The organism is Streptomyces sp. NPDC026062 (assembly GCF_055568375.1).
Genome location: NZ_JBVHOQ010000022.1, coordinates 59714 through 86489 on the forward strand (window position 1 = coordinate 59714; position 26776 = coordinate 86489).

Here is a 26776-nt window from a genome sequence, read left to right on the forward strand (position 1 = left end):
GGCCATATCAGCACTCCACAGCCGGGTGCGGCTTAGTAACCACTTGTCCGTGCGATGCACCAATTGCCTGACTCTGGTGCAATTCTCCCGATCACACGAGGGCAACGCAACGCCAAATTCGGACAATAAGCGTCATTACAACACTTTCCCGTGCCCCGGGTTTAGCGTCCCTGCCAGGTGACCGGCACACCGCCGATCCGCACCCGGACGGCGTTCCCGGTCACCCCGCCAGGGTTCCGGCGGCGGACCGCTCCCCCTGTTGGCGGTCCGTCGCCGGGCCGGGCGGGCCCGTCGGTAGACCCCGGCGGGCCGTCGAAAGGAAGGACGCCCGCCCTCGTGGCAGCGCACCGGAAACCCAAGCAGCGCCCGTACACCGGCACTGCTGCCCGCACCGCGGCGACGCTCGCCTTCGCCGGGGCCGCGACCGCCGCCGCGTTGCCGGGGTCGGCGCACGCCGATCCGGCACCGACGCCCGCCCAGGTGAAGGCCGAGGTGGACCGGCTGTACCGGGAGGCGGAGGTCGCCACCGAGCAGTACAACGGCGCCAAGGAGAAGGCGGCCGCCGCCGCCGAGTCCGTGGACGCCCTGCGCGACGAGGCGGCCCGCAGGACCGAGCGGCTCAACACGGCGCGCGACAAACTGGGTGCGTACGCCGCCGCGCAGTACCGTTCCGGCGGCATCGATCCCTCCGTGCGGCTGGTGCTCTCCTCGGACCCCGATCAGTACCTCCAGCGCGCCTCGTATGTGGAACGGGCCGGCGAGCGGCGCGCCACCGAGGTCCGCGCCGTGCGGCGCCAGGTGGCGGACGTGGCCCAGGTCCGCGCCGAGGCCGCCGGGCAGCTGGCCGAACTCGCGGCCGGCCAGGCCGCCCTCAAGGAGCACAAGGCCACGGTCCACGCCAAGCTCGCCGAGGCCCGGCAGCTGCTGGCCCGCCTCTCCCCCGCCGAGCGCGCCTCCTACGACGCCTCCGAGGGCGGCCGGGGCAGCGCCCGCGCCGACCGCGGCGCCCCGCGCGGCACCGCCCAGGCGCCCAACGCCCGCGCCGCCGCAGCGGTCGCCTTCGCGTACACCGCCCTGGGCAAGCCCTACGTCTGGGGCGCCACCGGCCCCTCCTCGTTCGACTGCTCCGGCCTCACCCAGGCCGCCTACCGCTCCGCGGGTGTCTCGCTCCCCCGGACGACATACACCCAGATCGACGCGGGACGGCGCGTCCCACGCTCCGAACTCGCCCCCGGAGACCTGGTGTTCTTCTACTCGGGCATCAGCCACGTCGGCCTCTACATCGGCAACGGCCAGATGATCCACGCCCCGCGCCCGGGAGCGCCGGTCCGTGTCGCGCCGATCGACCAGATGCCGTTCGCCGGAGCGACCCGGGTGGCGTAGGGTCCCGGCTTGCGAACCGGAACGGCCGTAAGGACACCCGAACATGCCCATGGACGCCGATGTCCAGGACCACGCCCGTACGCTCACGCTGCGCTCCCCCGACCATGTCCGGGTCGGCCCGTTCGTGATCCGGTACAACCCGGGCTGGTCCCTGAAGTACGCCAACTACGCCATCCCCGATCAGGGCGCGGAGCCGACACCCGCCGAACTCGACGCCCTGATCGGAGCCTTCCGGGAACGGGACCGGATGCCGCGCCTGGAGTTCCTGCCCACCTCTGCGCCGGCCGTCGAACCCGCGCTGCTGGCCGCCGGGTTCACGGTGGAGAACCGGGCCCCGCTGCTGGCCTGCTCCCCCGCCGGTCTGCTGCGGCCGAAGCCGGTGGACGGTCTGGTGATGGCGGAGCCCGTCACGGACGCGGAGTTCCGGGCCGCGGCCCTCGTCCAGCACCTGGGCTACGGCGGCACGGGCGAGCCCGAGGCGGGTACGGCCCAGTGGCTGCGCACCGCCGCGTCGGACGGCGGGGTCGCCGCCCTCGCCACGGTCGAGGGCACCCCGGCGGGCGCGGGCGGCTGCTCGGTCCCCGTCGACGGCCTCAGCGAGCTGGCGGGACTGGCGGTCGCGGCGGACTTCCGCCGCCGGGGCATCGGGGCCGCCCTCTCCGCGCATCTGACGGAGACCGCTTTCGCGCGGGGCTGCCGGGTGGTCTGGCTGGAGCCGGGCGACGCCGATGTGGAGCGGATCTACGCGGCGATCGGCTACCGCCGGATCGGCGAGAAGCTGAACATCTCGCTCGGCCCCGAACGTGAAGGCGCCTGACGGGCTGTCCGCGTCCCGCTAGGACCAGCCGCCGCGCCCGCCGCCCGCCGCGTCCCGCTCAGACCAGCCGCCGCGCCGTCGCCCACCGTGTCAGCTCGTGCCGGTTGGAGAGCTGGAGCTTGCGCAGCACCGCCGAGACATGCGACTCGACGGTCTTCACCGAGATGAACAGCTGCTTGGCGATCTCCTTGTACGCGTATCCCCGGGCGATCAGCCGCAGCACCTCGCGCTCGCGCTGGGTCAGCCGGTCGAGGTCCTCGTCGACCGGCGGCGCGTCCGTCGAGGCGAAGGCGTCCAGGACGAAGCCGGCCAGCCGGGGCGAGAACACCGCGTCGCCGTCCTGGACCCGGAAGACCGAGTCGACCAGGTCGGCGCCGGTGATGGTCTTGGTGACATAGCCACGGGCGCCGCCCCGGATCACCCCGATGACGTCCTCGGCGGCGTCCGACACCGACAGCGCCAGGAAGCGCACCGGGTTCTCCACCGCGCCCATGAACGGGGCGCAGCGGCGCAGCACCTCGACGCCGCCGCCGCCCGGCAGATGGACGTCGAGGAGGACGACCTCGGGGCGGGTCGCCGTGATGACCGTGACCGCCTGGTCGACATCGGCGGCCTCGCCGACGACCTCGACACCGGTCTCCTCGGTGCGGCCGATCTCGGCCTGTACTCCGGTGCGGAACATCCGGTGGTCGTCGACGAGCACGACTCGTACCCGGCGCTCCGGGCCCTCGTGGCCCCCGGTCGCCTCAGTGGTCCCGTTCATCGCTCGTCCTCTCCATCTCCAGCTCGACTTCCGTGCCCCCGCCGGGCACCGAACGCAGCCTTGCGGTACCGCCGTTGCGCTGCATCCGGCCGATGATCGATTCTCGTACGCCCATTCTGTCCCCCGGTACGGAATCCAGGTCGAACCCGGGGCCCCGGTCGCGAACCGAGACGAAGACCGTACGGCCCTCGACCTCCGCGAAGACCTGGACGGCGCCGCCCTCGCCACCGTACTTCGCGGCGTTGACCATCGCCTCGCGTGCGGCCTGCATCTGTGCGGTCAGTTTCTCGTCGAGCGGGCAGTCGCCGACGACGACGACCTCCAGCGGGACGCCGTGCTTGTCCTCGACCTCGGCCGCCGCGCGTTTGACCGCCTCGGCCAGGGTCTCGGGCTCGTCGTCCTCGTCCTTGCCGGTGCCCTCGGGGTTGTAGAGCCAGTTGCGGAGTTCGCGTTCCTGGGCGCGGGCGAGTCTGCGGACCTCGCCCGCGTCCTCGGCGTTGCGCTGGATCAGGGTGAGGGTGTGCAGCACCGAGTCGTGCACATGGGCGGCGACCTCGGCGCGTTCCTGGGCCCTGATGCGCATCAGGCGTTCCTCGGAGAGGTCCTGGGTCATCCGGACGAGCCAGGGACCGGCCAGCAGGGCGATGCCGGTGAGCACCGCGATGGCCGCGGTGAGGACGTTGCCGAGCTGGGCCGCGGAGCCGCGTACGACCATGAATCCGGCGAGTCCGAGGCCGACCAGGGCGACTCCGGCGAGGCCCCGGGCCAGGTGCAGGACCTGGCGGCGGTTGCCGACCTCCATCCAGCGGGCGCGACGGGCGTTGTCGGCCTGGCGCCACACCAGGACGGAGCCGGCGCCGATCAGCAGGGTGGGCCAGATGTAGCGGTCGGCCTTGCTGCCCATGTCGACGTTGCCGACGAAGATCAGGGCGCCGATGAGCAGCCCGATGAGCGCGAAGACCTGGCCCTTGTCGGGCTTGCGGAGTCTGCGGGTGCCGTCGGGCGCGGTCTCGAAGAGGGAGCGCGGACCGTCGACACCGCCGACGCCGAGCGGGACGACGATCCAGAACACGGCGTACAGGAGCGCGCCGAGGCCGTCCGCGAAGAACAGCCCGAAGAAGACGAAGCGGACCCAGGCGACCGGCAGTCCGAGGTGTCCGGCGAGACCGCGTGCGACGCCGCCGAGCAGACGCCCGTCGGCGCTGCGGTACAGCTTGCGCTGGGGCGGCTCCTCCGGGTCGGGGACGAGGGAGCTGGCGGCTCGGGTCGGGGCGGCTGGCATGACCCGATCGTCACACGTCCGTGCGGGTGAGGGCATCAGGGTCGGCCCCCACTTCCACCCTGAGACCGTGCGGTGGGCGCGCGGGTCCCTCAGGGTCCGGTTCCCTCAGGGGCCGGATCTCTCTCAGGCTCCGGGTCCCACAGGTCCGGGTCCCACAGGTCCGGGTCTCTCAGGGTCGGGCCCGACCAATATCAGGGAACGGCCAGGGTCGGGGCGGGTGCCGGACGGGGCCGGTGCCCGTCACCATGGAGCCATGACCGTTCCCCAGGATGCGCCCCCCGGCGTCGTACCGCCCCCCGGGCCCGTACCGCGGCTGCACCGCAGCTCGCGGCAGAAGGCGGTGGCCGGGGTGTGCGGTGGGCTCGGCCGGTACTGCAACGTCGATCCGGTGATCTTCCGGATCGTGCTCGGAGTGCTCTCCGTGACCGGCGGCCTCGGACTGGTCTTCTACGGCTTCGCGTGGCTGCTGATCCCGCTGGAGGGCGAGGAGGAGAACGAGGCGCGCCGGCTGCTGTCGGGCCGGGTCGAGGGTTCGTCGCTGATCGCGGTGTTGTGTGCGCTGATCGGCTGCGGTCTGTTCCTGTCCATGCTCGGCAACAGCGGCACGCTGGCGTTCTCCGCGATGCTCTCGCTCGCGGTCATCGGCTGCACCGTCTGGACGCAGCACCGCAGGACGGCCGATCCGCAGGAGCGGGCGCGTCCGGCTGCCGACCGGGTCGTGTCGGACGCGCCGCCCGAGGTGAAGGCGCCGCCGACGCCGTCCGGCCCGTCCTGGTGGCGCGACCCGGTCGTCAAGGACGGGACGGCTGCCTCGGGGGCCGGGGCGGGCTATCTGTGGGGCCCGCCGGACGCCGTGCTGGACGGGCGGGCGGAGGGTGCGCGCCGGGCGACTGCCGACGCCCCGTTCTGCCCGCCGAGACGGTCGCGGGAGCTCCGGCGGCCGTGGTCCATCGCCGGCCCGGTGTTCCTGACCGCGCTGGTGGCGGGCGGCCTCGGCACGTGGCTGAGCTGGGGCTCCCAGCCGCTCGGTACGAGTCTGCAGATCGGCCTGTCCGCGGCGCTCGCGGTGTTCGGGGCCGGGATGCTGATCGGCGCCTTCGTCGGCCGGACGGGCTTCGGCACGCTCCTCCTGTCGATGATCACGGCGGGTCTGCTGGCGGGCGCCTCGGCCCTGCCCAAGGACATCACCACCCACTGGGTGCGCGAGGAGTGGCGGCCCGTGTCGGCCGCCTCGGTGCAGTCGCGTTACGCGGTCGGCACCGGGGAGGCGGAGCTGGACCTCACCCGGATCACCGTCCCCGGGGGCGACACGGTCCGGACCCGGGTGGAGGCCAGGGCCGGCCGGGTCCTGGTGCACGTGCCCCGGGAGGTCACCGTCAGGATGCACGCGACGACCCGGGTCGGCGCGATCGTGGTGCGGGACGGGCGCAGCAGGGCCGACCTGGACATCCGTGCCTCGCAGGACGAGCGCCGGACGCTGGAACCGGCCGGGGGCGGCAGGCCGGGCGGCACCATCGAGCTCGATCTGGAAGTCGGCTACGGACAGGTGGAGGTCAACCGTGCCGCGTCATGAGTTCCGGCCCGGACGGGCCGTCGCGGGCCTGGTGATGCTGGGCCTGGCCGCCGGGTACGCGGCGGATGCGGGTGGCCTCTGGGACGCCCCGCCGCAGTTCTTCGTCGCGCTGTTCACCGGCGGCCTCTGGACGGCCGTTCTGGTGACCTGGATCGCCTACCGGATCCGCCGCCGCCGTGTCGCGCGGACGGCGTCCACGGAGAACGTCGCGGCCCCGCCGAGCAGCAACGGCAGCCAGGCCATGAGGTAGATCAGGTCGTTGCCGAGGTAGTACGGCGAGACCTGCCAGCTGACGGTCAGCCACAGGCTGAGCGAGATCAGTGCCCCGCCGAGTGCCGCGATCCGCGTCCACAGGCCCAGCAGCGTGCCGATGCCGACGGCGAGTTCACCGAAGGCGATGGCGTATCCGAATCCGGCCGGGCTCTTCAGCGCGAGGTCGACGAGGGCCGGGATCGCGGCGGAGTCGCGGAGAGCGGTCATCTGCGCGCCGATCGATCCCGCTCCCGTGGCGTGGAAGAAGGCGCTGTCGGTCAGTTTGTCGAGCGAGGCGTAGATGAAGGTGACGCCGAGGAAGATCCGCAGGGGCAGCAGGGCATGCTCGCGCGCCAGCTCCCCCAGGTTCCTGGCCTCACCCAGCCCGCGCCCGTGCAGGTTGTATCCGCTCATGGTTTCCGCCTTCCGCGGTCCTGCCGCCGGACCACCCGGGTCCGCCCACAGAAACCGTTCGACCCTCGCCGCACTGTTCGATCTTTACCAGACCTTACGTACGCTCCGGACACTCGGCTCACCAGGTGCGCGGTCGGGTTCATCGCGCGCGGATGCTACGGCGGTGCGGCGCGGATACGTCAGCTGTGCGGCACGGATGCGGCAGCTGTGCGGCGCGGGTCCGGCAGCTGTGCGGCGCGGGTCCGACAGCTGTGCGGCCCGGGTCCGACAGCTGTGCGGCCCGGGTCCGACAGCTGTGCGGCGCCCGGGTGCAACGGCGTCGCGGCGCCCGGGTCAGTCGGTCACATCGATCGCGACGCGGTTCGACTCCGCCCCGGACGCGGTCACCACCTGCACCTCGACCACTCCGGGCTCCACCTCCACCGGCACGGGCACGGTCAGCACGGTGTCGGTCGGGTTGGCGAAGCCGCCGGTCACCGGGACCATCGGGACGTGTACGTGGACGGGGCCGATCCGCACGACCATGCGGGCCAGCCGGTCCGGGGTCCCGGCGCCGGGCGGCACGAACCCCGCACCCCGGATCTCGATGTCGTCGCCGGTCCTGATCGACGCGTCCAGGTCACCCGCCTCCCGGGCCCGGACCACCGACAGCACCACGGGCCGGCCGCCCTCGCTGTACTTCCCGGCGAAGTAGGCCGCCGCCGCGACGGCCACCAGCAGAGCGAGCCCCCACGGCAGATCGGGCAGCTGCTCGGGCCGGCGGGCGAGCCGGACCGCGGCGAAGAGCACGGCGACGGTGGACACCAGCACGTAACTCACATCGGTGAACGCGCCCCGCCCCGAGTCGTCGGTGAGCAGATCCGCCGCGCGCGGCCGGTCCGCCCGCAGCTTCTGCAGCCGCCCGGACAGCACCCGTACGCTCACCACCCGCCGGACGACCACCGCGATGGCGCACACCAGCGCCAGCACGGTCACCACCCCGGCACCGCGCGCCAGGTCCAGGCCCTCGATCAGCGCGTCGCGCTGTGCGTGGCCGGAGGCGCCCGCCAGCTGGAGGGCGAGGACGAGAACGGCGAAGACGGCGAGCAGTACCCAGGACGCGGCGACCACGCGCGAGGTGGAGAGCCGGTTGTCCTCGCCGATCAGCGGGGCGAGGAGTCCGCCGCGCGCCCGGTGGACATGCGCGGCCGCGGTGAGCAGCCCCGCAGTGACAAGTCCGGCGGCCAGGCCCGCGGTCCTGGCGTTGGTCCAGCCGGCCCCGATGGCGGTGGCGGCCTCGGTCACGGCCAGTACGGCCACGGCGCCCCAGACGATGACCAGGGTGCGCTGCCACACCCGGTACAGCCAGGCGTCACCGGCCTCCCGGCCCCGGTCGGCGACGGCGTGCGCGGACTGGGTCAGCTCGTCCGAGACCCACTGCCGGGTCGCGGAAGGGGACTGTGCCACCCCGGCGGGAAGCCCCTGGCCCGCGGCGAGTTCGTCCCGCTTGGCCAGGAAGGCGGCCACCGCGCGCCGGTGTCCCTGGCGCGCTCCGTGCGGGCAGTCGCCGCACGTACAGCCACCGCCGTGCGTGCCCAGTCGTGCCTCTTCCAACGCCACGGAGAACTCCGCCCCTTCCCGCCCCGGTACAGCCGTCGTTCAACCCAACTCGACTGTGATTGCTGCGAATTGTGCCGTACGGCGCGGGCGGTTCCCACATCGGGGCACACGGGCGGGTGGGATCGTCAGAATGTTCGAGAGATTCGCTGCCAGAGCGGCTGGTAATTGATCCAGGCGACCAGGTCGCTGCCGAGCTGTTCGCGGGTGGTGACCGCGTCACGGTGCTCGATCAGGACCGGCTTTCCGGCCGCCCGCGCGGCCAATTGGACCTGGCAGGAGCGCTCCAGGGCGAGGAACCACCAGGCCGCCGCGTCCACCGAGTCGCCCACGGTCAGCAGCCCGTGGTTGCGCAGCACGATGGCCTTGCGCGCCCCGAGCGCGGCGGCGATCCGGCGCCCCTCGTCCTCGTCCACGACGACCCCGGTGTACGCGTCGTAGAGCGCGTGGTCCTCGTAGAAGGCACAGGCCTCCTGGGTGATCGGCTCGACGAGTTCCCCCAGCGCGGCCAGCGCCCTGCCGTGCACGGAGTGGGTGTGGGCGACCGCGACGACATCGGGACGGGCGCGGTGCACCTGGGCATGGACGGCGAACGCGGCCTGGTTGACGTGCCGGTCCCCCTCCACGACCTGGCCCTCGCCGTTCACCAGGATCAGCTCGTCCGGGCGCAGCCCCTCGAAGGGAGCGCCGAAGGGGTTGACCCAGTAGCAGTCACCGAACTCCGGGTCGCGTGCCGTGATGTGTCCGGAGACGCCGTCCTCGTACCCGTACTCGCCGAACAGGCGCAGCGCCCCGGCCAGGCGTTCCTTGCGGTGGGCGCGCTCCTCCTCCACGGAGGTGTGGACGGGCGGCATGGCGAAGCGGAGCTGTTCCACGGGTACGGGTGTGGGCTCGGGCATGGCGACTCCTCGGGGCTCCCGGGCGTACGGGATCAGGCGTACGGGATCGGAAGTTACCGCCGGTCGCCGCAGGTGGCCAGAGGCACAGGCCATCGATCGCGGCCGGGAACGCGGCGATGCCGCCGCCCGTGGGACCGGGCGGCGGCATCGGTGGAGCGCTGAGGGGAGGGACTACTCCCACTCGATGGTGCCCGGCGGCTTGCTCGTCACGTCGAGCACCACGCGGTTGACGTCGGCGACCTCGTTGGTGATGCGGGTGGAGATCTTGGCCAGGGTCTCGTACGGCAGTCGCGACCAGTCCGCCGTCATGGCGTCCTCGGACGAGACCGGACGCAGCACGATCGGGTGGCCGTAGGTGCGGCCGTCGCCCTGGACGCCGACGCTGCGGACGTCCGCGAGGAGGACCACCGGGCACTGCCAGATGTCCCGGTCCAGGCCGGCCGCGGTCAGCTCCTCGCGCGCGATGGCGTCGGCCTCGCGCAGCAGGTCGAGCCGGTCCTTGGTGACCTCGCCGACGATCCGGATACCGAGGCCGGGGCCGGGGAAGGGCTGGCGCTGGACGATCTCCTCCGGCAGGCCGAGCTCCTGGCCGACCATCCGGACCTCGTCCTTGAACAGCTGGCGCAGCGGCTCGACGAGCTGGAACTCGATGTCGTCGGGGAGTCCGCCCACGTTGTGGTGGGACTTGATGTTGGCGGTGCCGGTGCCGCCGCCGGACTCGACGACGTCCGGGTAGAGCGTGCCCTGGACGAGGAAGGCGACCTCGGGGCCGTCCTCCTGAAGGATCTCCAGCTGGGCCTGCTCGAAGACGCGGATGAACTCGCGGCCGATGATCTTGCGCTTGGTCTCCGGGTCGGAGACTCCGGCCAGCGCGTTCAGGAAGCGCTCGCTCGCGTCGACGACCTTCAGGTTGGCGCCGGTGGCGGCGACGAAGTCCTTCTCGACCTGCTCGGTCTCGCCCTTGCGCATCAGGCCGTGGTCGACGTACACGCAGGTCAGCTGGGATCCGATGGCCTTCTGGACGAGGGCCGCGGCGACGGCGGAGTCGACACCGCCGGAGAGACCGCAGATGGCGCGCTTGTCGCCGACCTGGGCGCGGATCGCGGCGACCTGCTCCTCGACGACGTTGGTCGTCGTCCAGGTCGGCTCGATGCCCGCACCCCGGTACAGGAAGTGCTCCAGGACCTGCTGGCCGTGCGTGGAGTGCAGGACCTCCGGGTGGTACTGGACGCCGTAGAGCTTCTTCTCGTCGTTCTCGAAGGCGGCGACCGGGACGACGTCCGTGGACGCGGTGACGGTGAAGCCCTCGGGGGCGGCGGAGCAGGCGTCCCCGTGCGACATCCACACCGACTGCGCGTCGGGGGTGCCCTCGAAGAGGGTGGAGCCGGACTTGGAGACGGTGAGCGCGGTACGGCCGTACTCACGGGCACCGTTGTCGTCGACGGTGCCGCCGAGCGTGGTGGCCATCAGCTGGAAGCCGTAGCACATACCGAAGACGGGGACACCGGCCTCGAACAGCGCGCGGTCGAGCGAGGGGGCGCCCTCGGCGTAGACGGAGGAGGGGCCGCCGGACAGGATGATCGCCCGGGGGTTCTTGGCCAGCATCTCGGCCACCGGCATCGTCGACGGCACGATCTCGCTGTAGACCCGGGCCTCACGGACCCGTCGGGCGATGAGCTGGGCGTACTGCGCGCCGAAGTCGACAACGAGGACCACGTCGGTGGTGGTGTCGGGGGCGGCGGGGGGTGCTGCTGGCACGGGGGCGGCCTTCCGGCGGTGGAGAGGGGGTCGGTTCTTCCGATTCTACCGGCGGCCGGGAGCGACCCTCGTCGCGCCGGGAGGCAGGGCCCGCCCGGCCGTCGTCGCGCCGGGAGGCGCCGACCGCTCGGCCCCCGTCGCCGTCGGGAGGCAGGGCCCTCCCGGCCCTCGTCGCCACCGGGGGCCATCGACCGCGGCCGTCGCCGTCTCACGATCCGGGCCGGGCTTTGGCCGGGGGCCGACGGCGGGTCCATACTGTCCCCCATGCGTCAGCACACGACCTTCGTCTTTACCTATGGCAACCGGCCCGCCGGCTGCCATGGTCGTGCTGCTTGAGCAACTGACAAGCAACGTTCCAGGCGCCCCGGGCCGACAGGCCCGGGGCGTTCTGGCGTTCCGGGCCTGTCGGCCCCGGGGAGCCGTACCCCACCGGGAGACCCGATATGAGCAGCATCACCACCGGCACCACCACCGCGACCAGGACCGCCGCCGAGGTGACCGGCGCGCACACCGACGAGGCCGCGTCCCTGATCGCGGACGCCCGGACGCGCATCGACGCCCTCGACGACCGGATCATCGGCCTCGTCCAGGAGCGGATGGCGGTGTCCTCGGTCATCCAGGAGGCCCGGATGACCTCCGGAGGCCGCCGGGTGAACCTCTCCCGCGAGATGGAGATCCTGGGCCAGTACCGGGACGCGCTGGGCAAGCCCGGCACCTCCCTCGCGATGACCCTGCTGGAGCTGTGCCGCGGCCGCGTGTGACATGCCGCGGATCAGGCGCGCCGAGGACGGGCGGGGCTGTACGGGCGTATCCCAGTTCGGGCGGACTCTCACCCGTACGGCGCGTGACCGGGCCCCGTACGGCTTCGTTGGTCCCGGTGTCCGTGCCAGCCAGGGGCGGCTTCGGTAAGAAACCACGCGTGGCTCCGCCGGGGTGTGTGGCGTACCGCGTGTACGCCGTGGGACCGCGCACCGGCGTGCGTGACCGGTCGGCAGGGGACAGCAGCCCGGTCACTCGGAGGGACCGCTCGCCGGTCCCGCCAAAGAACGGCCGGCTCCGGGGACGCCCGGAGCCGGCCGTTCTTCATTGCGGCTGTGCTCTCTGCGCGGCCGGGGTCATCGGGTCGCGCGGCGGCGACGGGATGCCGTGTACAGGACACCACCGGCGACCAGGGCGACGAGAGCCGCGCCGCCGGTCATCAGCGCGGAGGAACCGGTGGCGGCCAGACCGCCCCCGGTGTCACCGCTGCCGCCCCCGGTGGTGGTGCCGGCCGAGGACGAGCCGGCCGAACCGCCGGAGCCGCCGGCCGCGCCGCCGCTGCCGGAGGAACCTCCGGTGGAACCGCCCGTGGCGGACGCTCCGCCCGAGCCGGAGGTGGTTCCTCCGGTGGTGGAGCCGGTGGAGCCCGAGCCCGAGTCCTTGGCGTTCAGCACCAGGGACGCGGTGTTGTTGGCGGACTTCGCGTCGAAGCGCAGGCCGGGGTCACCGAGGTAGAGGTTGCGGACCCAGACCTTGCCCGACGCCCCCGCGACGACCTTGTCGATCTTCAGCTTGAAGGGGAGGGCGAAGTCGGCGTCCTCACGCACGGACATCGGCGTCGAGCAGAAGTAGCGCGGGGCGGCCTTCTGGTTCTCGCGGTAGTCACCGTCCGCCGTCACACCGCGGCAGGTCTCGGGCTTGCCGATGACCGAGGCGCCCTTGGGCACGGTGATGTCCACCGTGGCGACGTCCTCGCCGGAGCGGATGTTCCCGACCCAGGCCGGTCCCCGGTTACGGAATCCGACGGTCACCTCGACCGTGTCGCCCGCGGCGCCCTTGGCACGCGCCCCGTACGCCGCGAAGTCGGCGCTGTTGGTGGTCTGGAAGTCGGCCTCCTGCTGGTTGTCGCCCGGCTCCAGGTCCGCAGACCGGGTCGACGGAGCCTTGCGCAGGACCAGCGTGGCGCCCGTGCCGGAGCTGTACCGCGCACCGGCCCGCTCCGCGGTGCGGGCGGCGGAGCCGTCCTCCTGGACGCGGTAGATGAAGGAGTCGAAGAGCGCGCGCTTCGTGGCCTTGAGGGAGGGCGGCTCGGCCAGCGTGTACGTGGCGCCCGGCTCGTAGCTGCCGTCGAAGGTGCACAGGGCGGTGGTCCAGGCGCCGGGGCTGCCCATGCCCAGCTCGGCCTCGCTGTACTCGCAGTTCCGGTACCGCTCGGTGAACGCCATGCCCCGGGTGTGCCGCAGGGTGAGCAGGACCCCGTCGGCCGCGCGTGTGCCGTTGTTCGTGAAGGTGACCGGCACCGGCTGGGTGTCACCGGTCTTGAGCTTCGTCGTGAACGGGATCCGCTTCATCGACAGGTCGGGCCCGCCGATGCCGACGTGGGCGGTGAAGGACCGGAAGGTGGCTCCCTGCGCCTCCCCGGTGACCTCGATGGTTCCGGCGTCGCCGTCCTTGCTGCCCGGAGCCGCGGTGAGTTCGAGGTCGGCGACGGTGCTCAGGCCGGGGAAGATGCCCGAGTCGGTGCAGACGGCGGTGGTCCCGGTGATCCGGCAGTCGGCACTGCCCTCCTTGCTGAACGACGCGTCCGCGACACCGGCGATCCCGCTGAGGTCGAAGCGCACGGTGTACTCGTCGCCGAAGGTCCCGTTCTCCGGATCCTCGGACGGGTTGTTGACCGTGAATCCGAGGGTCGCCTTCTGCGGGGCGCCCGTGGCCGGGTACGGGTGCAGGGCGGTATCGGCGGGGCCGCCGAGCGTCATTTCGAGCGGCGCGGCATGCGCCGGGGTGTTCAGGGCGAGAGCGCCGGCGGCCAGCAGGGCTGCTGCGGCGAAACCTCCGGTGACGCGACGGAGAGCTGCTCTCGGGGGCTTGCTTCTCATTCTCGGGCCCTTGGGTCGTCGGGAGCTGTGCGGCCGCTGTGACAACGGCATGGGTACGACCACGGGCGCGCCGGGATGGTTGCGCACCTTCGGATCACGAATCGGGTACGCCACCGGGAAGTGATCGACCTCACACCGGAATGTCGTCGTCCCGGGGACAACCATCCTGACGACTCGAAGGTCATGCATGGCGAACACCGGTCACACCGCTGCGCGGTAGCACCGGCTACAGCGTGAGGGGCTGCACTCGGAGGGGGGTGCAGCCCCTTCTGCTGTCCTCGAAGGGGCTGCACCCTCTCCCGCTGTCCGTGTCCGGACCCGTCGGGCGCTGCCTCTACTCCGGCTCCGACGCCGACGCCGGCTCAGCGGCCTTCTTCGGCGGCATCGCGGGCATTCCCAGGAACGGCAGCCGCAGCGCGCCGAACGCCTCCTCCGGGACGGCCGGCGCCTGCGGCTCGACCGCCGCCAGCCGCTCGTACGCCTCGCCCGGGGCCGGGCGCGGGTCCCGACCGCCCTTGTTGGGCCAGAAGGACATGGCCCGCTCCGCCTGCGCGGTGATCGTCAGCGACGGGTTGACGCCGAGGTTGGCGGAGACCGCGGAACCATCGACGACCGAGATGCCCGGGTGGCCGAACAGCCGGTGGTACGGGTCGATGACGCCCTCCTCGGCACTCGCGCCGATCGGGCAGCCGCCGAGGAAGTGCGCGGTGAGCGGGGTGCCCATCAGTTCGCCGATGTTGGAGCCCGGGAAGCCGTTGATCTCGTCGGCCAGCAGCGTCGCGCTCCGCGTCGCCTCGGCGATCTGCGTCGGGTTGGGGGCGCCATGGCCCTGCCGGGCGGTGAGCAGGCCCTTCCCGATGCCCCGGGGCTTGCGGTACGCGGTCAGGGAGTTGTCCAGTGACTGCATGACGAGCCCGATGATGGTCCGCTCCGACCAGCGCCGGTTGGAGAGCGAACGCACGGCGAGCGTCGGGTGCCTGGCCATGTTCCCGATCCAGCTCAGCACCCGGTGGGTGCCGTAGGGGACCTGGAGGATGGTCATGCCGCCCATCGCGTTGGATCCCTTGCCGTAGCGGACCGGTTCGATGTGGGTGTTCTCGTCGGGGTGGATCGAGGAGGTGATGGCCACCCCCTTGGTGAAGTCGGCCTCGGTGCCGTGCTTCCTGCGGTAGCGGCGGTCGGAGGTCTGCGCGCCGACGAGGCCTTCGGAGTTGGTCCGGGTCAGTTCGCCGAGCCGGTTCGACAGCCGGGGCAGCAGCCCCTGGTCCTTCATCGTGTGCAGCAGTGTCTGGGTGCCGTACGTGCCTGCCGCCACGACCACCTCGCGTGCGCGCAGCAGGGTGGGCTTCGCCTTCTTCCGGCGGTTGGTCGGCACGGTGGCGACGTGGTAGCCGCCCTCCGGGTCGTCCGTGACGGCGACGACGGACGTCATCGGGTGGATGACCGCTCCGGCCTTCTCGGCGAGGTGGAGGTAGTTCTCGTTGAGGGTGTTCTTCGCGCCGTGGCGGCAGCCGGTCATGCACTCGCCGCACTCGGTGCACGCCTTGCGGGCCGGGCCCGCGCCGCCGAAGTACGGGTCGGCGACGGTGCCGCCGGGCTTCGCCCTCGCCGTACCGTCGGCGTCCCGGCCGTCGCCGAAGAAGACGCCGACCGGGGCGAGATGGAAGGTGTCACCGACCCCCATGACCTCGGCGGTCGCCTTCAGATGGACGTCGGACGGCGTCATCGTCGGATTGAGCCGGACCCCGAGCATCCGCGTGGCCTGGTCGTAGTACGGCTTCAGCTCGTCCTGCCAGTCGGTGATGTGCGCCCACTGGCGGTCCTCGAAGAACGGTGCCGGAGGTACGTACAGCGTGTTGGCGTAGTTGAGCGAGCCGCCGCCGACGCCCGCGCCGGCCAGCACCATCACCTTGCCGAGCAGATGCACGCGCTGGATGCCGAAGAGGCCGAGGGCAGGGGCCCAGAGGTAGTTCTTCAGGTCCCAGGAGTTCTTGGGCAGGGTGGCGGGGGTGAAGCGGCGGCCCGCCTCCAGGACGCCGACCCGGTACCCCTTCTCGGACAGCCGCAGCGCCGAGACCGCGCCGCCGAAGCCCGAGCCGACGATCAGGACGTCGTAGTCGTACGCGGCGTCGTCATCGGCTCCTTCCGGGTCCACGGGCTGATTCCGGGCAGGGCTGACCTGGGACATGGCTCTCCTCGGGGCGAAAAGGACAGAAATGCTGCGGTGGTGCGGGGTCAGCGCAGGCGGAAGGCCTTCATCGCCCTGAGGCTGCGGCTCATGAACGCCGCGTACTTCGCGTCGTCCATCCCGAAGGACGGGGCGAGCGGGATCAGCCGCTGCTGGGCGACGGTCTGGGCCTCGGTGTACTTGAGGATGCCCTCGGAGCCGTGGCGGCGGCCGAGGCCGGATTCCTTCATGCCGCCCATCGGGGACTGCACGCTGCCGTACGCGGGGGCGTATCCCTCGTTGATGTTGACCGTGCCGGTCCGCAGCTGGGCGGCGACCCGGTGGCCGCGCCGGCCGTCCTTGGTCCAGACGCTCGAATTGAGGCCGTACGGGGTGGCGTTGGCCAGCGCGACGACCTCGTCCTCGTCACGGAAGCGGTAGATGGAGACGACCGGTCCGAAGGTCTCCTCACCGCAGACGGCCATCGGGGCCTGGACGCCGTCGAGGATGGTCGGCTCGTAGAACAGCGGGCCGATGTCCGGGCGGGCGACGCCGCCCGCGACGAGCGTGGCGCCCTTCTCGACGGCCTCCGCGACGTGCCGGCTGACGGTCTCCAGCTGGCGCTCGCCGACGAGCGAGCCCATGTCGGCCCCGTACGCGAGGGAGTTGCCGAGCCGCATCGCCTTCGTACGGGCGGCGAACCGGGCCACGAAGTCGTCGGCGACCGACTCGTGGACGTACAGCCGCTCGATGGAGATGCAGAGCTGTCCGGCGGAGGAGAAGCAGGCGCGGACGGCGCCGGCGGCGGCCTTCTCCACGTCGGCGTCCTCCAGGACCAGCATGGCGTTCTTGCCGCCGAGCTCCAGCGAGACGCCGACGAGCCGGGCCGCGGCCCCCTGGGCGACCTCACGGCCGGTGCGGGTGGAGCCGGTGAACGAGACGTAGTCGGCGTGCTTGACGACCTCGGGGCCGACGACGGGGCCGTCCCCGAGCACGATCTGGAAGACCTCGGCCGGGAGACCGGCCTCGATGAGCAGGTCACGGGCCCACAGCGCGGTCAGCGCGGTCTCCGTGTCCGGCTTCATCACCACGGCGTTGCCGGAGACGAACGCGGGCAGCGCGTCACCGACGGACAGCTCGAAGGGGTAGTTCCACGGCGCGATCTGGCCGATGACCCCACGCGGCTGGCGCAGCTCGGTGACCTTGGTGAGGGTCGGCACCACGCCGGTGTGCCGCTTCGGCCTGAGATACGCACCGGCCCTGCGGCCGTAGTGCCGGGCGGCGACGGCGACCGCCTGCACCTCCTCGTGGGCGTGCAGCCTGGCCTTGCCGGTCTCCAGCTGGATGAGGTCGAGGACCTCGGACTGACGGGCGAGGACGAGGTCGTGGAAGCGCAGCAGCACGGCGGCCCTGGCCCGGACGGATGTCGCGGCCCAGGCCGGCTGGGCGGCGCGGGCGCGCGCGTAGGCGTCCGCCACGTCCTCGGGGGTGGACTCGGGCAGGTCGGCCAGCTTCTCGCCGGTGAAGGGGGTGTGGTTGGCCGTACGGCCGGAGCCGACGACGCCACGGGTCAGCTGGGCGATCACCTCGGGCGTCACGACATCGGCGGCCGTACGCACACCCTCGGGCGCGGCGGCCACCGGGTTGGTACCGACAACCGCGGCGGAGGTGGACGTGGAGGCCTGCGAGTCCGTCATGAGGGCGAGAGTACGTCGCGCCGGATGCTTTGGGTACCCGTGGGTAACAGCTTTTCACACTCCCCACAACAGGCCCTTGCGCCCGCCCACCGATCCAGCCAGTGATCACTGGCTGCATAACCGCTGATCAGGTCGTATCCACTGGCGATTCGCCGCCTGACCACCCGGTCCGCGGAGCCGCGGCAGGCCTGTGGCGGTCCGCCCGGTCAGTTGGCGTCGACCGGAGCGCGCCAGCTGCGCAGCATCGTGTTGAACTGGTCCCGGGTGATGTCCCAGTCGTCGGCCGGCCCCGTCATGTACAGCGCGTACTCCGGTCCGCCCTCCTCCGCGTAGTACATCTGGTCGATGGCGTGCCTCGGTCCGGCGCCGCCCTTCTCGGTCCAGGTGAACTCCCAGATGGATCCGGGGCGGTCACGGTAGACGTTGCTGTTCATCTCCAGGCTCCGGTAGTCCGGGAGCCGCTTGCGCAGGGTGGTCTCCAGGTCCTGCATGTGCGTGTACGGGTGGTCGAAGTCGGGCGCCGGGTCGACGCTGACGCGGAGGTAGTGCACACCGTCGTCCGGGGTGTAGTCGATGTTGGTGCCCTCCACCCGGCGCTCCCAGCCGATCGGCATGAGGATGCTGAACCCGGAGGGATCCTCCACGCGCCGCCAGCCGTCCGGCACACCCTCGTTCGCCGGATCGGGCGAGGACGTCGGGGTGGGGGACGGCTCGGGCGTGGGCTTGTCCTTGGCCGGCCCCGGCGTCCGGGTGGTGTGGGACGCCGTGCCGCCACCGGTTCCGCCGGTGCCCGCGTCCGTGCGGTTCGCGTACAGCATCGCGGCGATTCCGGCGCCGCCGCCCACCAGGGCCGCCAGCGCGATGACCACGACCGTCGTACGCCACCTGCCCCGGCTGCGCCGGGTGGCGGGCGCGGAGCCGTGGACCGGGACGGAGCCGTGGGCCGGAACGGGGCCGTGGGGAGGGACGGGGCCGGGGTAGGGCAGCTGGGCCGTGCCGCCGTTCACCGTCCCGCCGCCGGAGGTGCCGTCCGCGCCCATGGAGCGCAGCATCTCCTCGGGGACGCGCTGGGTGGGGACGTACGCCTGGGCCGACCGGGGTTCGCGCCCCTCCATGGCCTCCAGCAGCATCCGTTCCGTCTGCTCGGCCGAGGGCCGGTCCTCGGGTTCCTTGCGGAGCAGCGCCGTGATGACGGGCGCGAGCGCCCCGGCCCGCGCGGGCGCCGGCGGGTCCTCGGTGACGACGGCCTGCATCGTGGATATCGGGGAGGTACGGCGGAACGGCGAGCGCCCCTCGACCGCGGTGTACAGCGTGGCGCCCAGCGACCAGAGATCGGAGGCGGGGCCCGGGTCGCCGCCGCGGACCCGCTCGGGTGCCAGATAGTCGATGGAGCCGACCAGTTCACCGGTCCTGGTGATGGTCGAGTCGCCCTCTATGGCCGCGATCCCGAAGTCGGTCAGCAGCACCTGGCCGTCCCGTGCGAGCAGCACGTTGCCCGGCTTCACATCACGGTGCAGCACCCCGGCGGCGTGGGCCGCGCGCAGGGCGCCCAGCACATGGAGCCCGATCCGGGCGGCCTCGCGCGGCTCGGTCTCGCCGGACTCCTTGATCCGGTCGGCGAGTGACGGGCCGTCGACGTACTGCATGACGATCCACGGCCGGTTGTCGTACTCGATCACGTCATGGACGGTGACCACGCCCGGGTGCGTGATGCGGGCGGCTGCGCGGGCCTCCTTCTGGGTGCGCGCGTGCAGCACGACCCGGTCCGCCTCCGCGACGTACAGCCCGGCGGTCAGCTCCTTGACGGCCACGGTGCGGTGCAGCACCTCGTCATGGGCGCGCCAGACCTTGCCCATGCCGCCACGTCCCAGGACTTCGCCGAGCCGGTACCTCCCGGCCAGCACCAGTCCCGCTTCCGTGCCCTGTGATCGATCCACGTGTCCCCAGCCCCGTTCCTTCGGATGCCAGGTTACGGAGGGGAAGCACGACCACGGAACCTCGCACCGCTCACGAGATCGCACTGTGATGCTTGTCGCTCTGCCGGACCGGTCCCCGCCCGAGGCCCGCCGGACCGCGCGGATTCACTACGTCACACGGTAGGAAAGACTGGCCTGTTGGTAGATTTCGGTCACCTTGTCGCGCTGGCTCTCCGGGCCGATGACCTGGAGGACGTGGTAGCGGCCCTCGACGACCATCACGAGGTTGCGGACGTAGACCTCGCGTCCGCCGGCGTCCCGCCAGGTGAACTGGCCCTCCGCCATGGCCTGCCGGCCGACGTCGATCCTGCGCAGCCCGCTCGCCGACGCCCAGCTGGAGTCGCGGAACTGCTTCAACTCGGGCTCCTTGTCCCGCTGGTAGTCGAGCGGGTCTCCGCCGTTGGCCTTCACGGTGTCACGGCCCGGGACGATGAGGAGGCTGAAGCCGTCGCTTCCGTACCGGATCTGACGGTCCGTGTTGGCGGGGCTGCGCTGCCAGCCCTTGGGAGCCCCGACCTCGAAGCCCTCGGCGTCCTTGCGCAGGGCGTAGCCGGATGCGAGCGCGACGGCGGAGCGGCTTGTCTGGGGCTGCTGCGCACCGGCGGAGCCCGAGGGTGCCGGTTCCCCGGAGTCCGGGGAACCGGGGTCGGGCGCCGCGGAGTCGGTACGGGAGGGGCCGGCGCCGGTCCCCTGCTCCGTACCGGACTTGGGCATGAACATCACGGCGTACGCGACGGCCGCCGCCAGGAGCAGCAGGATCAGGACGAGCAGCAGCCGGCCGAGCCTGCGCGGCGCGTGCCCCTCCTGCCGCGGGCGGGGCGGGGTGCGCAGCGCCTTCGGGCCCTTGGGTTCGCGCGGCGGCCTGGGACTTGTGGACTCGTACGCCTGGCGGGGTGCCCGCTCGGCGGGTTCCAGCCGGTCCCTGGTCTGCCGGTGGCGGGCGTGTGCTCCCCCGCCGCGACGGCCCCGGCGCTTGCGGACGAGTTCGCCCTTGCGGCGCACGACGGGCAGCCGGGCGGTGTCGGCGGAGGGCAGCGTCACGACGTCGGCACCGGCCTCCGGCTCGGGCGCCGACCGCACGAGGGAGCGCAGCCAGCCGCGCAGTTCCTCGAAGTCCGGGCGCTCGGTGGGGTCCTGCCGCAGCAGCGACTCGACGACGGGCCGCAGCGGCCCGCACTCCTCGGCGAAGGCGGGCGGTTCGCCGCAGACCATCTGGACGAGTTCGGCGGCGTTCTCCTCCGGATACGGGGCGTGGCCCTGTACGGCGCGGTAGAGCAGGGCGCCCAGCGCCCAGAGGTCGGTGGAGGGGCCGATGGGCGGTGCCAGCTGCCAGTTCTCGTGGACCGGACCGGCCTGCTCGGGAGCCCAGCGCTCGGTGACCGCGCCGACGACGGCGATCCGGGCCTGCCGGGCGCGCTCGGCGGCGAGGGTGGTGGCGGGGCCTCGGTAGGCGGACGGTTCACGGCCGCCCGCGACGATCTCGTCCCAGCGGCCCGGGGAGGTCTCCTGGACGGGGACCGGCAGTTGCGGGCGCACGGCCGGGGTGGTGCCCTGTCGCCGGGAGTCGGCGCGCAGGGCGTCCTCGCCGGAACCCCCGGCGGGCACCGGGCGGCCGCGGCCGGGTCCGTCGTCCCAGGAACCGGTCAGATGGAGGCGCCGGGGCGGGGTCCGGCCCTCGTCGTCACCGCGGTCACCGCCGTCGAAGCCGTCGCGCTCGTCGTCGGCCTCGTCGTCGTAGGGGTCCTCGTCGTCGTACAGGTCCTGGGCGTCGTACGTGGCCGGGGTGGCGGGCCCGGCGAGGGGCGGCCGAGGAGGGGCGGGCCGGGGGACCGGCAGGGTGCCGGTGTCCCGTGCCTCGTCCGTACCGGCCCGGCGCTCCTCCTCGCTGAGCCGGGCGGCGGCGCGGGCGCCCGCGCGGTACGCGGCGATGGCCCCCGCCCGCGCGGCGCGCGCCTGGGCGCTGCCGCCCTCGGAGGCGGGCACGGGCACGGTGGCGGGCGGCGGCGGGCGGCGCACGGCCTCCAGTTCGGCGGCTCCGTAGGGCTGCGCGGGAGCACCCCCGGGCCCCGCCTCGATGGCCGCGGGCCCCCGGGAACCGGGCACCTCGGGCGTCCCGTACGGTTCACCGGGCCCGGCCTCGGGCCGGCCGTAGGGATCCGTCCCACCTGCCTCGGCCTCGGGCCGGCCGTAGGCATCGACGCCGCCCGGCGCCGCCTTCGACAGGCCGTACGGGCCGTACGGGCCGGTCCCACCCGGCTCGATCCCGGGCGGGGCGTACGGGCCCGTGGGCCCCGTCTCGACCGCGGGGCCGCCGTAGCCGTCCTCGCCGTCGTCGGTGCGCGGCACCGGAACGTACCCGCAGAGCGCCTCCTCCGCGGCCCCGGCGGCGAGGCCGGTCAGCACGACGCGTCCGTCGTCGCAGACGAGCACCGTGCGCACGGTGATGTTGCGGTGGGTCCAGCCATGGGCGTGCAGGACACGCAGGGCGGTCAGCACGTCGGAGCCGATCTCGGCGGCCCGGTACGGATTGAGCGGGTGCTCCGCGAGCAGGGCAGCCAGCGGCCGGGCCGCGACCAGTTCGCTCACTATCCAGAGCGAACCGGCCTCGGCGAACACGTCGAAGACCTGGTCCAGGCGCGGGTGGTCGGGCACCTGGGCCGCCGCCTGGGCGGCCTCGATGGCGCGCCGGACCGCCGGATCGGTGGACCGCCGCACCGTGCGCCCGCTCGCCCGTCGCGCCGCCGTGGGCTGCCCGTCGGCGTCGAGCACCTCGGCGTCCACGACCTCGGGCAACGGCACCTGACGGACCAGCACCTCTTGGCCGCTGTATGTGTCGAACGCCCGGGTCTCGACCAGTTCGTACTCGTCGGACGGGGGCAGCGGAAGGCGGTAGCGGTCGGCAAGCACCCGACCCGCATAGTCGTCCACGACGCCTCCCCAGAGCGCGCTGTCCCCCGGCACATCGACCGCACGAGCCCGTCAATTGCAGTCACTTCCTGCACAATTGACCTGTGGCCCCGGCTGCGTACGGTCTTCGGGGTCTCACCATACGTGGCAGGAGGCGGCCGCGCGGCCGGTCGGCTCAACCCGGCCGGGCGGCTTGCCTCAGTCGACCGGCTTGAACGTGTCGAACGCCGCCTTGCGCAGCGTCCGGCACTCCTTGCCGTCCCACTCGTCGGCCTTGCAGCTGATCATGATCGCGTACCCGTGGCCGCCGTCGACCTTGAAGCCCCGGTTGATGACGTGGACCCGCTGGCCCTGCTGGGTGCGCTCGAACTGCCAGTCGGCGACGGTCGGGTAGCCCTTGTACTCGACGTCGTTGATGCCGAGGTGGTGGTAACCGTTGCTGGTGGCCGCGACGGCGGACCTGGCCGCTCGCCACGCTCCGGCGGCGTTGCCGCCGGGCGAGTCCGTGAAGTCGACCTGGATGCGGGGGAAGCCGCCGCTGACGTTGTAGATGGCGCCGGAGTTGGCGCCCGCCGTCTTGTTGAAGCGGAAGTCCTCGGGCATCGCCATGGAGAAGTGGAACTGCTTGTTCTCGATGGTCCGGAATCCGGCGGGCACGGTGTCGCCCGGCTTCTTGTCCTCCGCGCCTTCCGACTTCTTGCCCGCGTCGTCGTCCGCGTCGCCGTCCGCGCCCTGGCCGCCGCTCTTCGCGTCGTCGCCCTGGTCCTGCCCCTTGCCGCTGTCCTGTTCCGTGCCGCTGCCCTGCTCCGTGCCGGCGGAGCCGCCGGTGCCGGCGCTGCCCGCGGTGGATCCGGCCGAGGCGGACGTGCCGTCCTTGGCCTTGCCCTCGCTGCCCGAGCCCTTGTCGTCCCCGCCGAGCGTGAGCGCGAGGACCGTGCCGAGCACGGCGAGCACGATGACGGCCGCGATGATCGCCAGGGTGCGGCGCGGCACCACGTCCGTGAGGGACGCGCGGGGCGGGGTGACCGGCGAGGTCGCCGGACGCTGCGGCGGTACGGCCCCCGAGGGGGAGGCCGAGGCCGTCGTGGGAGCGGTGGCCGGCCGGGCCGGCGCGGAGGCGGCCGCGGCCGCACCGGCACCTGTTGCGGCCTTCGCGTTCCGCGCCGATCGCAGCGCCCCGCGCAGGCGGTCCCGGGCCCCTTCGCCCGTATCGCCGGGCTTCTGCGCCGCCTTGGGCGGGGCATCGGCCACGTTCTTGGGGAGGGCCATCACCTGGGTGGCGTCGGCCGGCGGCGGCACCGGGAGCTCCGGCTGCTCCGGGGCGTCTATGACGGCGTTGAGCAGGGCGCGCGCGCCCGCGTCGTCGAGCCGCTGCTCGGGGTCCCGGGCGAGCAGCCCGTAGATGACCTCTTCCAGCGGGCCCGCGTTCTTCGGCGGGTCCAGCGGCTCGGTCATCACGGCGGTCAGGGTCGCGATCGCGGACCCCTTGTCGTACGGCGGGCAGCCTTCCACGCTCGCGTACAGCAGTCCGCCGAGCGACCACAGGTCGGCGGGCGGTCCGGGCTTGTGCCCGCGGGCCCGCTCCGGCGAGATGTACGAGGGGGCGCCGACGAGCATGCCGGTGGAGGTGACCGACGGGTCGCCCTCGACCTGGGCGATCCCGAAGTCGGTCAGCACGACCCGGCCGTCCTCGGCGATCAGCACGTTGGACGGCTTCACGTCGCGGTGCAGGATGCCCTCGCGGTGTGCCGAGCGCAGCACGTCGAGGATGGCGAGGCCGACCTCGGCCGCGCGCTTCGGCGTCAGGACGCCGTCCTCGCGCACCGCCTCGGCGAGCGACTTGCCCTCGATGAGTTCCATGACGATCCACGGCCGGTCGTCCTCGTCGACCACGTCGTAGACGGTGACCGCGCCGTTGTTGCGGATCCGGGCGATCGCCTTGGCCTCACGCAGCGTTCGCGTGATGAGCCGGCGCTTCTCGTCGTCGTCGATCGCCGAGGGGAACCGCAGTTCCTTGACCGCGACCGTGCGGCCCAGCGTCTCGTCGACCGCGCGGTGGACCGTGCCCATTCCACCGCGGCCGAGCACCTCTCCGAGCCGGTACCGCCCCGCGAGAAGACGTCCGTCCTTGTCCCGTTGGGGCCCCCGTGCCTGCTCCGCCTCCGACATGCGTCCCCTCTGCGATCAACCCGCCCTGGCAGAGCGTTCATTGTCCCTCACCCCGGGACCGGTCCTGGTGCCGGGGTGAGGGACCGTCCTCACACGGCCGGCGGAAGTGATTCCGGCCGGGCCCGTACGCGCGCGGCGCTGCCGCGCCATGGCCGCGCCCCCACCGTTCCCTGCCCAGGGAACCACATCTCACCCCCGGCGCCTTCCGGCCTGCCGCGGCCCGTCGTCCGCGGCTGCGCCCCGGACCGCCGCGTTCCGCACCCGCCCCGCCGCACCGCCCCGGAGACCCGGCAGCGCGCCACCGCACCCCCTTCGAACCCACGCCGCGTGCCCGGGAGTTCCGGCGCGCCGACAGCTCCCCCCGGTGCCCGCCGACGGGGCACCGGGAAACGTCGCACGGCCGGCACATCCCACACGATCCGCACCACGGGCCCTAAATGGGCACGATGTCCGGCGCACCCAGGCGTGCCGCGTCGGCCGTCAGGTCGTCGGGCTGGCGCTGCGACTCCCGTTCCGCCTCCACCCGCTTCTCGTAGTGCGTGACCTCGCGGTCGATCCGGCCCTTGTCCCAGCCGAGCACCCGCGCCATCAGCTCCGCGCACAGCCGCGCGGAGCGCACGCCCCGGTCGAAGGTCTCGATGGAGATCCGGGTGCGCCGGGTCAGTACGTCGTCGAGGTGGCGGGCCCCCTCGTGCGAGGCCGCGTACACGATCTCGGCCTTCAGATAGTCGTCGGCGGACGGCAGCGGCTCACCCATCACCGGGTCGGCGACGATCAGCTCCAGGATCTCCTCGGTCATGGAGCCGTACCGGTTCAGCAGATGCTCCACCCGGGCGACATGGAGGCCGGTGCGGGCGGCGATCCTGGCGCGCGCGTTCCACAGGGCGCGGTAGCCCTCGGCGCCCAGCAGCGGGATGTCCTCGGTGACGCACTCCGCGACCCGCTGGTCGAGACCGTGCACGGCCTCGTCGACGGCGTCCTTGGCCATCACCCGGTACGTCGTGTACTTCCCGCCCGCGACGACGACGAGCCCCGGCAGCGGATGCGCCACCGTGTGCTCGCGCGAGAGCTTGCTGGTCGCGTCCGACTCACCGGCCAGCAGCGGCCGCAGCCCCGCGTAGACGCCCTCGACGTCGTCCCTGGTCAGCGGGGTGGACAGCACCGAGTTGACGTGTTCGAGCAGATAGTCGATGTCCGCGCTGGACGCGGCCGGGTGCGCCTTGTCCAGGTCCCAGTCGGTGTCCGTGGTCCCGACGATCCAGTGCCGTCCCCACGGGATGACGAAGAGCACGGACTTCTCGGTGCGCAGGATCAGGCCCGTGGAGGAGTGGATGCGGTCCTTCGGGACGACGAGATGGATGCCCTTGGAGGCCCGCACGTGGAACTGGCCGCGCTCGCCGATCAGCGCCTGGGTGTCATCCGTCCAGACGCCGGTGGCGTTGACCACCTGTTTGGCCCTGACCTCGTACTCGCCACCCGCCTCGACGTCCTCCACCCGGGCGCCGACGACACGCTCGCCCTCCCGGAGGAAGCCGGTCACCCGTGCCTGGTTCGCCACCTGCGCGCCGTACCCGGCGGCGGTGCGCACCAGCGTCGCCACATAGCGGGCGTCGTCCATCTGCGCGTCGTAGTACTGCAGGGCCCCCACCAGGGCGTCCCGCTTGAGCGCCGGTGCGACCCGCAGGGCCTGCCGGCGCGAGAGGTGCCGGTGCACGGGCAGTCCGCGGCCGTGCCCGGACGACACGGACATCGCGTCGTACAGCGCGACACCGGAACCGGCGTACAGCCGCTCCCAGCCCTTGTGCTGCAACGGGTAGAGGAACGGCACCGGCTTCACCAGGTGCGGGGCCAGCCGCTCCAGCAGCAGCCCGCGCTCCTTCAGGGCCTCGCGGACGAGCGCGAAGTCGAGCATCTCCAGATAGCGCAGCCCGCCGTGGATCAGCTTGCTCGACCTGCTCGACGTGCCGGACGCCCAGTCGCGCGCCTCGACCAGCCCGGTCGAGAGCCCTCTCGTCACCGCGTCGAGCGCCGTCCCGGCGCCGACCACACCCGCCCCCACGACCAGCACGTCCAGTTCGCGCTCGGCCATCGCGGCGAGCGCCTCGGCGCGCTCCGCGGGTCCCAGTGTCGCTGTCCTCACTGCTGCCTCCCGGTAGATCGGGGTGGTACGGCACGGGGGATGCGGTCCGACCGCGGGGTCGAATGCCCGTGCCCACCTCTCGATTCTGTCCGCGCTCGGCGACTTCAGCCACCGCCTGTGGACAA

Annotated in this window: 18 protein-coding genes; 5 read left to right on the forward strand and 13 right to left on the reverse strand. The window is 72.7% G+C overall.

What is annotated here, in order from left to right; genetic code table 11:
• Nucleotides 1-336: 336 nt before the first annotated feature.
• The gene (locus ACZ4LX_RS20985) at nt 337-1383 is read left to right on the forward strand and encodes a C40 family peptidase (RefSeq protein WP_467646730.1); all 1047 of its coding nucleotides are present in this window, start codon (nt 337-339) and stop codon (nt 1381-1383) included.
• 43 nt (nt 1384-1426) lie between these two features.
• Nucleotides 1427-2200 (forward strand): GNAT family N-acetyltransferase, encoded by a 774-nt coding sequence (locus tag ACZ4LX_RS20990; protein WP_467646734.1) that lies wholly within the window; start codon nt 1427-1429, stop codon nt 2198-2200.
• A gap of 58 nt (nt 2201-2258) precedes the next feature.
• On the opposite strand, the gene ACZ4LX_RS20995 is transcribed toward ACZ4LX_RS20990, so the two are convergent.
• A complete protein-coding gene (locus ACZ4LX_RS20995; protein WP_136327611.1) occupies nt 2259-2963 on the reverse strand; it encodes a LuxR C-terminal-related transcriptional regulator in 705 nt (234 codons plus the stop codon).
• Entirely contained in the window at nt 2947-4245 is a 1299-nt protein-coding gene (locus tag ACZ4LX_RS21000) for a PspC domain-containing protein (protein WP_467646738.1), read from the reverse strand. The genes ACZ4LX_RS20995 and ACZ4LX_RS21000 overlap by 17 nt, the downstream gene beginning before the upstream one ends.
• Before the next feature lie 253 nt (nt 4246-4498).
• On the opposite strand from ACZ4LX_RS21000, the gene ACZ4LX_RS21005 reads away from it, so the two are divergent.
• Nucleotides 4499-5818, forward strand: a complete 1320-nt coding sequence (locus ACZ4LX_RS21005) for a PspC domain-containing protein (RefSeq protein WP_467646741.1) — start codon at nt 4499-4501, stop codon at nt 5816-5818.
• Nucleotides 5805-6068, forward strand: coding sequence for a hypothetical protein (locus ACZ4LX_RS21010; protein WP_467646745.1), 264 nt, complete (start codon nt 5805-5807; stop codon nt 6066-6068). Before ACZ4LX_RS21005 ends, ACZ4LX_RS21010 begins: the two co-directional genes overlap by 14 nt.
• Here the strand turns inward: ACZ4LX_RS21010 and ACZ4LX_RS21015 are convergent.
• The 4 genes from ACZ4LX_RS21015 to guaA all read right to left on the reverse strand — a co-directional run bounded on the left by ACZ4LX_RS21015 (nt 5975) and on the right by guaA (nt 10737).
• Entirely contained in the window at nt 5975-6484 is a 510-nt protein-coding gene (locus ACZ4LX_RS21015; RefSeq protein WP_467646748.1) for a DoxX family protein, read from the reverse strand. The genes ACZ4LX_RS21010 and ACZ4LX_RS21015 overlap by 94 nt on opposite strands.
• A gap of 333 nt (nt 6485-6817) precedes the next feature.
• Nucleotides 6818-8083, reverse strand: a complete 1266-nt coding sequence (locus ACZ4LX_RS21020) for a hypothetical protein (protein WP_467646751.1) — start codon at nt 8081-8083, stop codon at nt 6818-6820.
• A 125-nt stretch (nt 8084-8208) separates the two neighbouring features.
• Complete coding sequence (locus tag ACZ4LX_RS21025) at nt 8209-8979, reverse strand: class II aldolase/adducin family protein (RefSeq protein WP_467646754.1); 771 nt, start codon at nt 8977-8979, stop codon at nt 8209-8211.
• Nucleotides 8980-9150: 171 nt separating this feature from the next.
• Nucleotides 9151-10737: a glutamine-hydrolyzing GMP synthase gene (gene guaA, locus ACZ4LX_RS21030; RefSeq protein WP_467646758.1), complete on the reverse strand. Its 1587-nt coding sequence runs from the start codon at nt 10735-10737 to the stop codon at nt 9151-9153.
• Nucleotides 10738-11180: 443 nt separating this feature from the next.
• Here guaA and ACZ4LX_RS21035 point away from each other — a divergent pair, with 443 nt between their 5' ends.
• A complete protein-coding gene (locus tag ACZ4LX_RS21035; protein WP_467646761.1) occupies nt 11181-11498 on the forward strand; it encodes a chorismate mutase in 318 nt (105 codons plus the stop codon).
• 354 nt (nt 11499-11852) lie between these two features.
• On the opposite strand, the gene ACZ4LX_RS21040 is transcribed toward ACZ4LX_RS21035, so the two are convergent.
• From ACZ4LX_RS21040 to ACZ4LX_RS21070, 7 genes are all read right to left on the reverse strand, one after another.
• Nucleotides 11853-13595: a peptidase gene (locus ACZ4LX_RS21040; RefSeq protein ID WP_467646764.1), complete on the reverse strand. Its 1743-nt coding sequence runs from the start codon at nt 13593-13595 to the stop codon at nt 11853-11855.
• Nucleotides 13596-13929: 334 nt separating this feature from the next.
• Entirely contained in the window at nt 13930-15783 is a 1854-nt protein-coding gene (locus ACZ4LX_RS21045) for a GMC oxidoreductase (RefSeq protein ID WP_467646767.1), read from the reverse strand.
• A 47-nt stretch (nt 15784-15830) separates the two neighbouring features.
• Nucleotides 15831-17459, reverse strand: a complete 1629-nt coding sequence (locus tag ACZ4LX_RS21050; RefSeq protein WP_467646771.1) for a succinic semialdehyde dehydrogenase — start codon at nt 17457-17459, stop codon at nt 15831-15833.
• 206 nt (nt 17460-17665) lie between these two features.
• Nucleotides 17666-19396, reverse strand: a complete 1731-nt coding sequence (locus ACZ4LX_RS21055; protein WP_467646773.1) for a serine/threonine-protein kinase — start codon at nt 19394-19396, stop codon at nt 17666-17668.
• Between the two features lie 147 nt (nt 19397-19543).
• Nucleotides 19544-22363 carry a protein kinase gene (locus ACZ4LX_RS21060; protein ID WP_467646776.1) on the reverse strand — a complete coding sequence of 940 codons (2820 nt, stop codon included), beginning with the start codon at nt 22361-22363 and terminating at the stop codon, nt 19544-19546.
• Between the two features lie 177 nt (nt 22364-22540).
• Nucleotides 22541-24511, reverse strand: coding sequence for a serine/threonine-protein kinase (locus tag ACZ4LX_RS21065; protein WP_467646779.1), 1971 nt, complete (start codon nt 24509-24511; stop codon nt 22541-22543).
• Between the two features lie 433 nt (nt 24512-24944).
• A complete protein-coding gene (locus ACZ4LX_RS21070) occupies nt 24945-26651 on the reverse strand; it encodes a glycerol-3-phosphate dehydrogenase/oxidase (protein WP_467646782.1) in 1707 nt (568 codons plus the stop codon).
• Between the last annotated feature and the right edge of the window lie 125 nt (nt 26652-26776).

Bases quoted from the DNA above. Each gene is read 5' to 3' on its own strand.
- ACZ4LX_RS21025 (WP_467646754.1), bottom strand. From the start codon at position 8,979: ATGCCCGAGCCCACACCCGTACCCGTGGAACAGCTCCGCTTCGCCATG.
- ACZ4LX_RS21005 (WP_467646741.1), top strand. From the start codon at position 4,499: ATGACCGTTCCCCAGGATGCGCCCCCCGGCGTCGTACCGCCCCCCGGG.
- ACZ4LX_RS21045 (WP_467646767.1), bottom strand. From the start codon at position 15,783: ATGTCCCAGGTCAGCCCTGCCCGGAATCAGCCCGTGGACCCGGAAGGA.
- ACZ4LX_RS21015 (WP_467646748.1), bottom strand. From the start codon at position 6,484: ATGAGCGGATACAACCTGCACGGGCGCGGGCTGGGTGAGGCCAGGAAC.
- ACZ4LX_RS21050 (WP_467646771.1), bottom strand. From the start codon at position 17,459: ATGACGGACTCGCAGGCCTCCACGTCCACCTCCGCCGCGGTTGTCGGT.
- ACZ4LX_RS21065 (WP_467646779.1), bottom strand. From the start codon at position 24,511: ATGTCGGAGGCGGAGCAGGCACGGGGGCCCCAACGGGACAAGGACGGA.
- ACZ4LX_RS21000 (WP_467646738.1), bottom strand. From the start codon at position 4,245: ATGCCAGCCGCCCCGACCCGAGCCGCCAGCTCCCTCGTCCCCGACCCG.
- ACZ4LX_RS21035 (WP_467646761.1), top strand. From the start codon at position 11,181: ATGAGCAGCATCACCACCGGCACCACCACCGCGACCAGGACCGCCGCC.
- ACZ4LX_RS21040 (WP_467646764.1), bottom strand. From the start codon at position 13,595: ATGAGAAGCAAGCCCCCGAGAGCAGCTCTCCGTCGCGTCACCGGAGGT.
- ACZ4LX_RS20995 (WP_136327611.1), bottom strand. From the start codon at position 2,963: ATGAACGGGACCACTGAGGCGACCGGGGGCCACGAGGGCCCGGAGCGC.
- ACZ4LX_RS20990 (WP_467646734.1), top strand. From the start codon at position 1,427: ATGCCCATGGACGCCGATGTCCAGGACCACGCCCGTACGCTCACGCTG.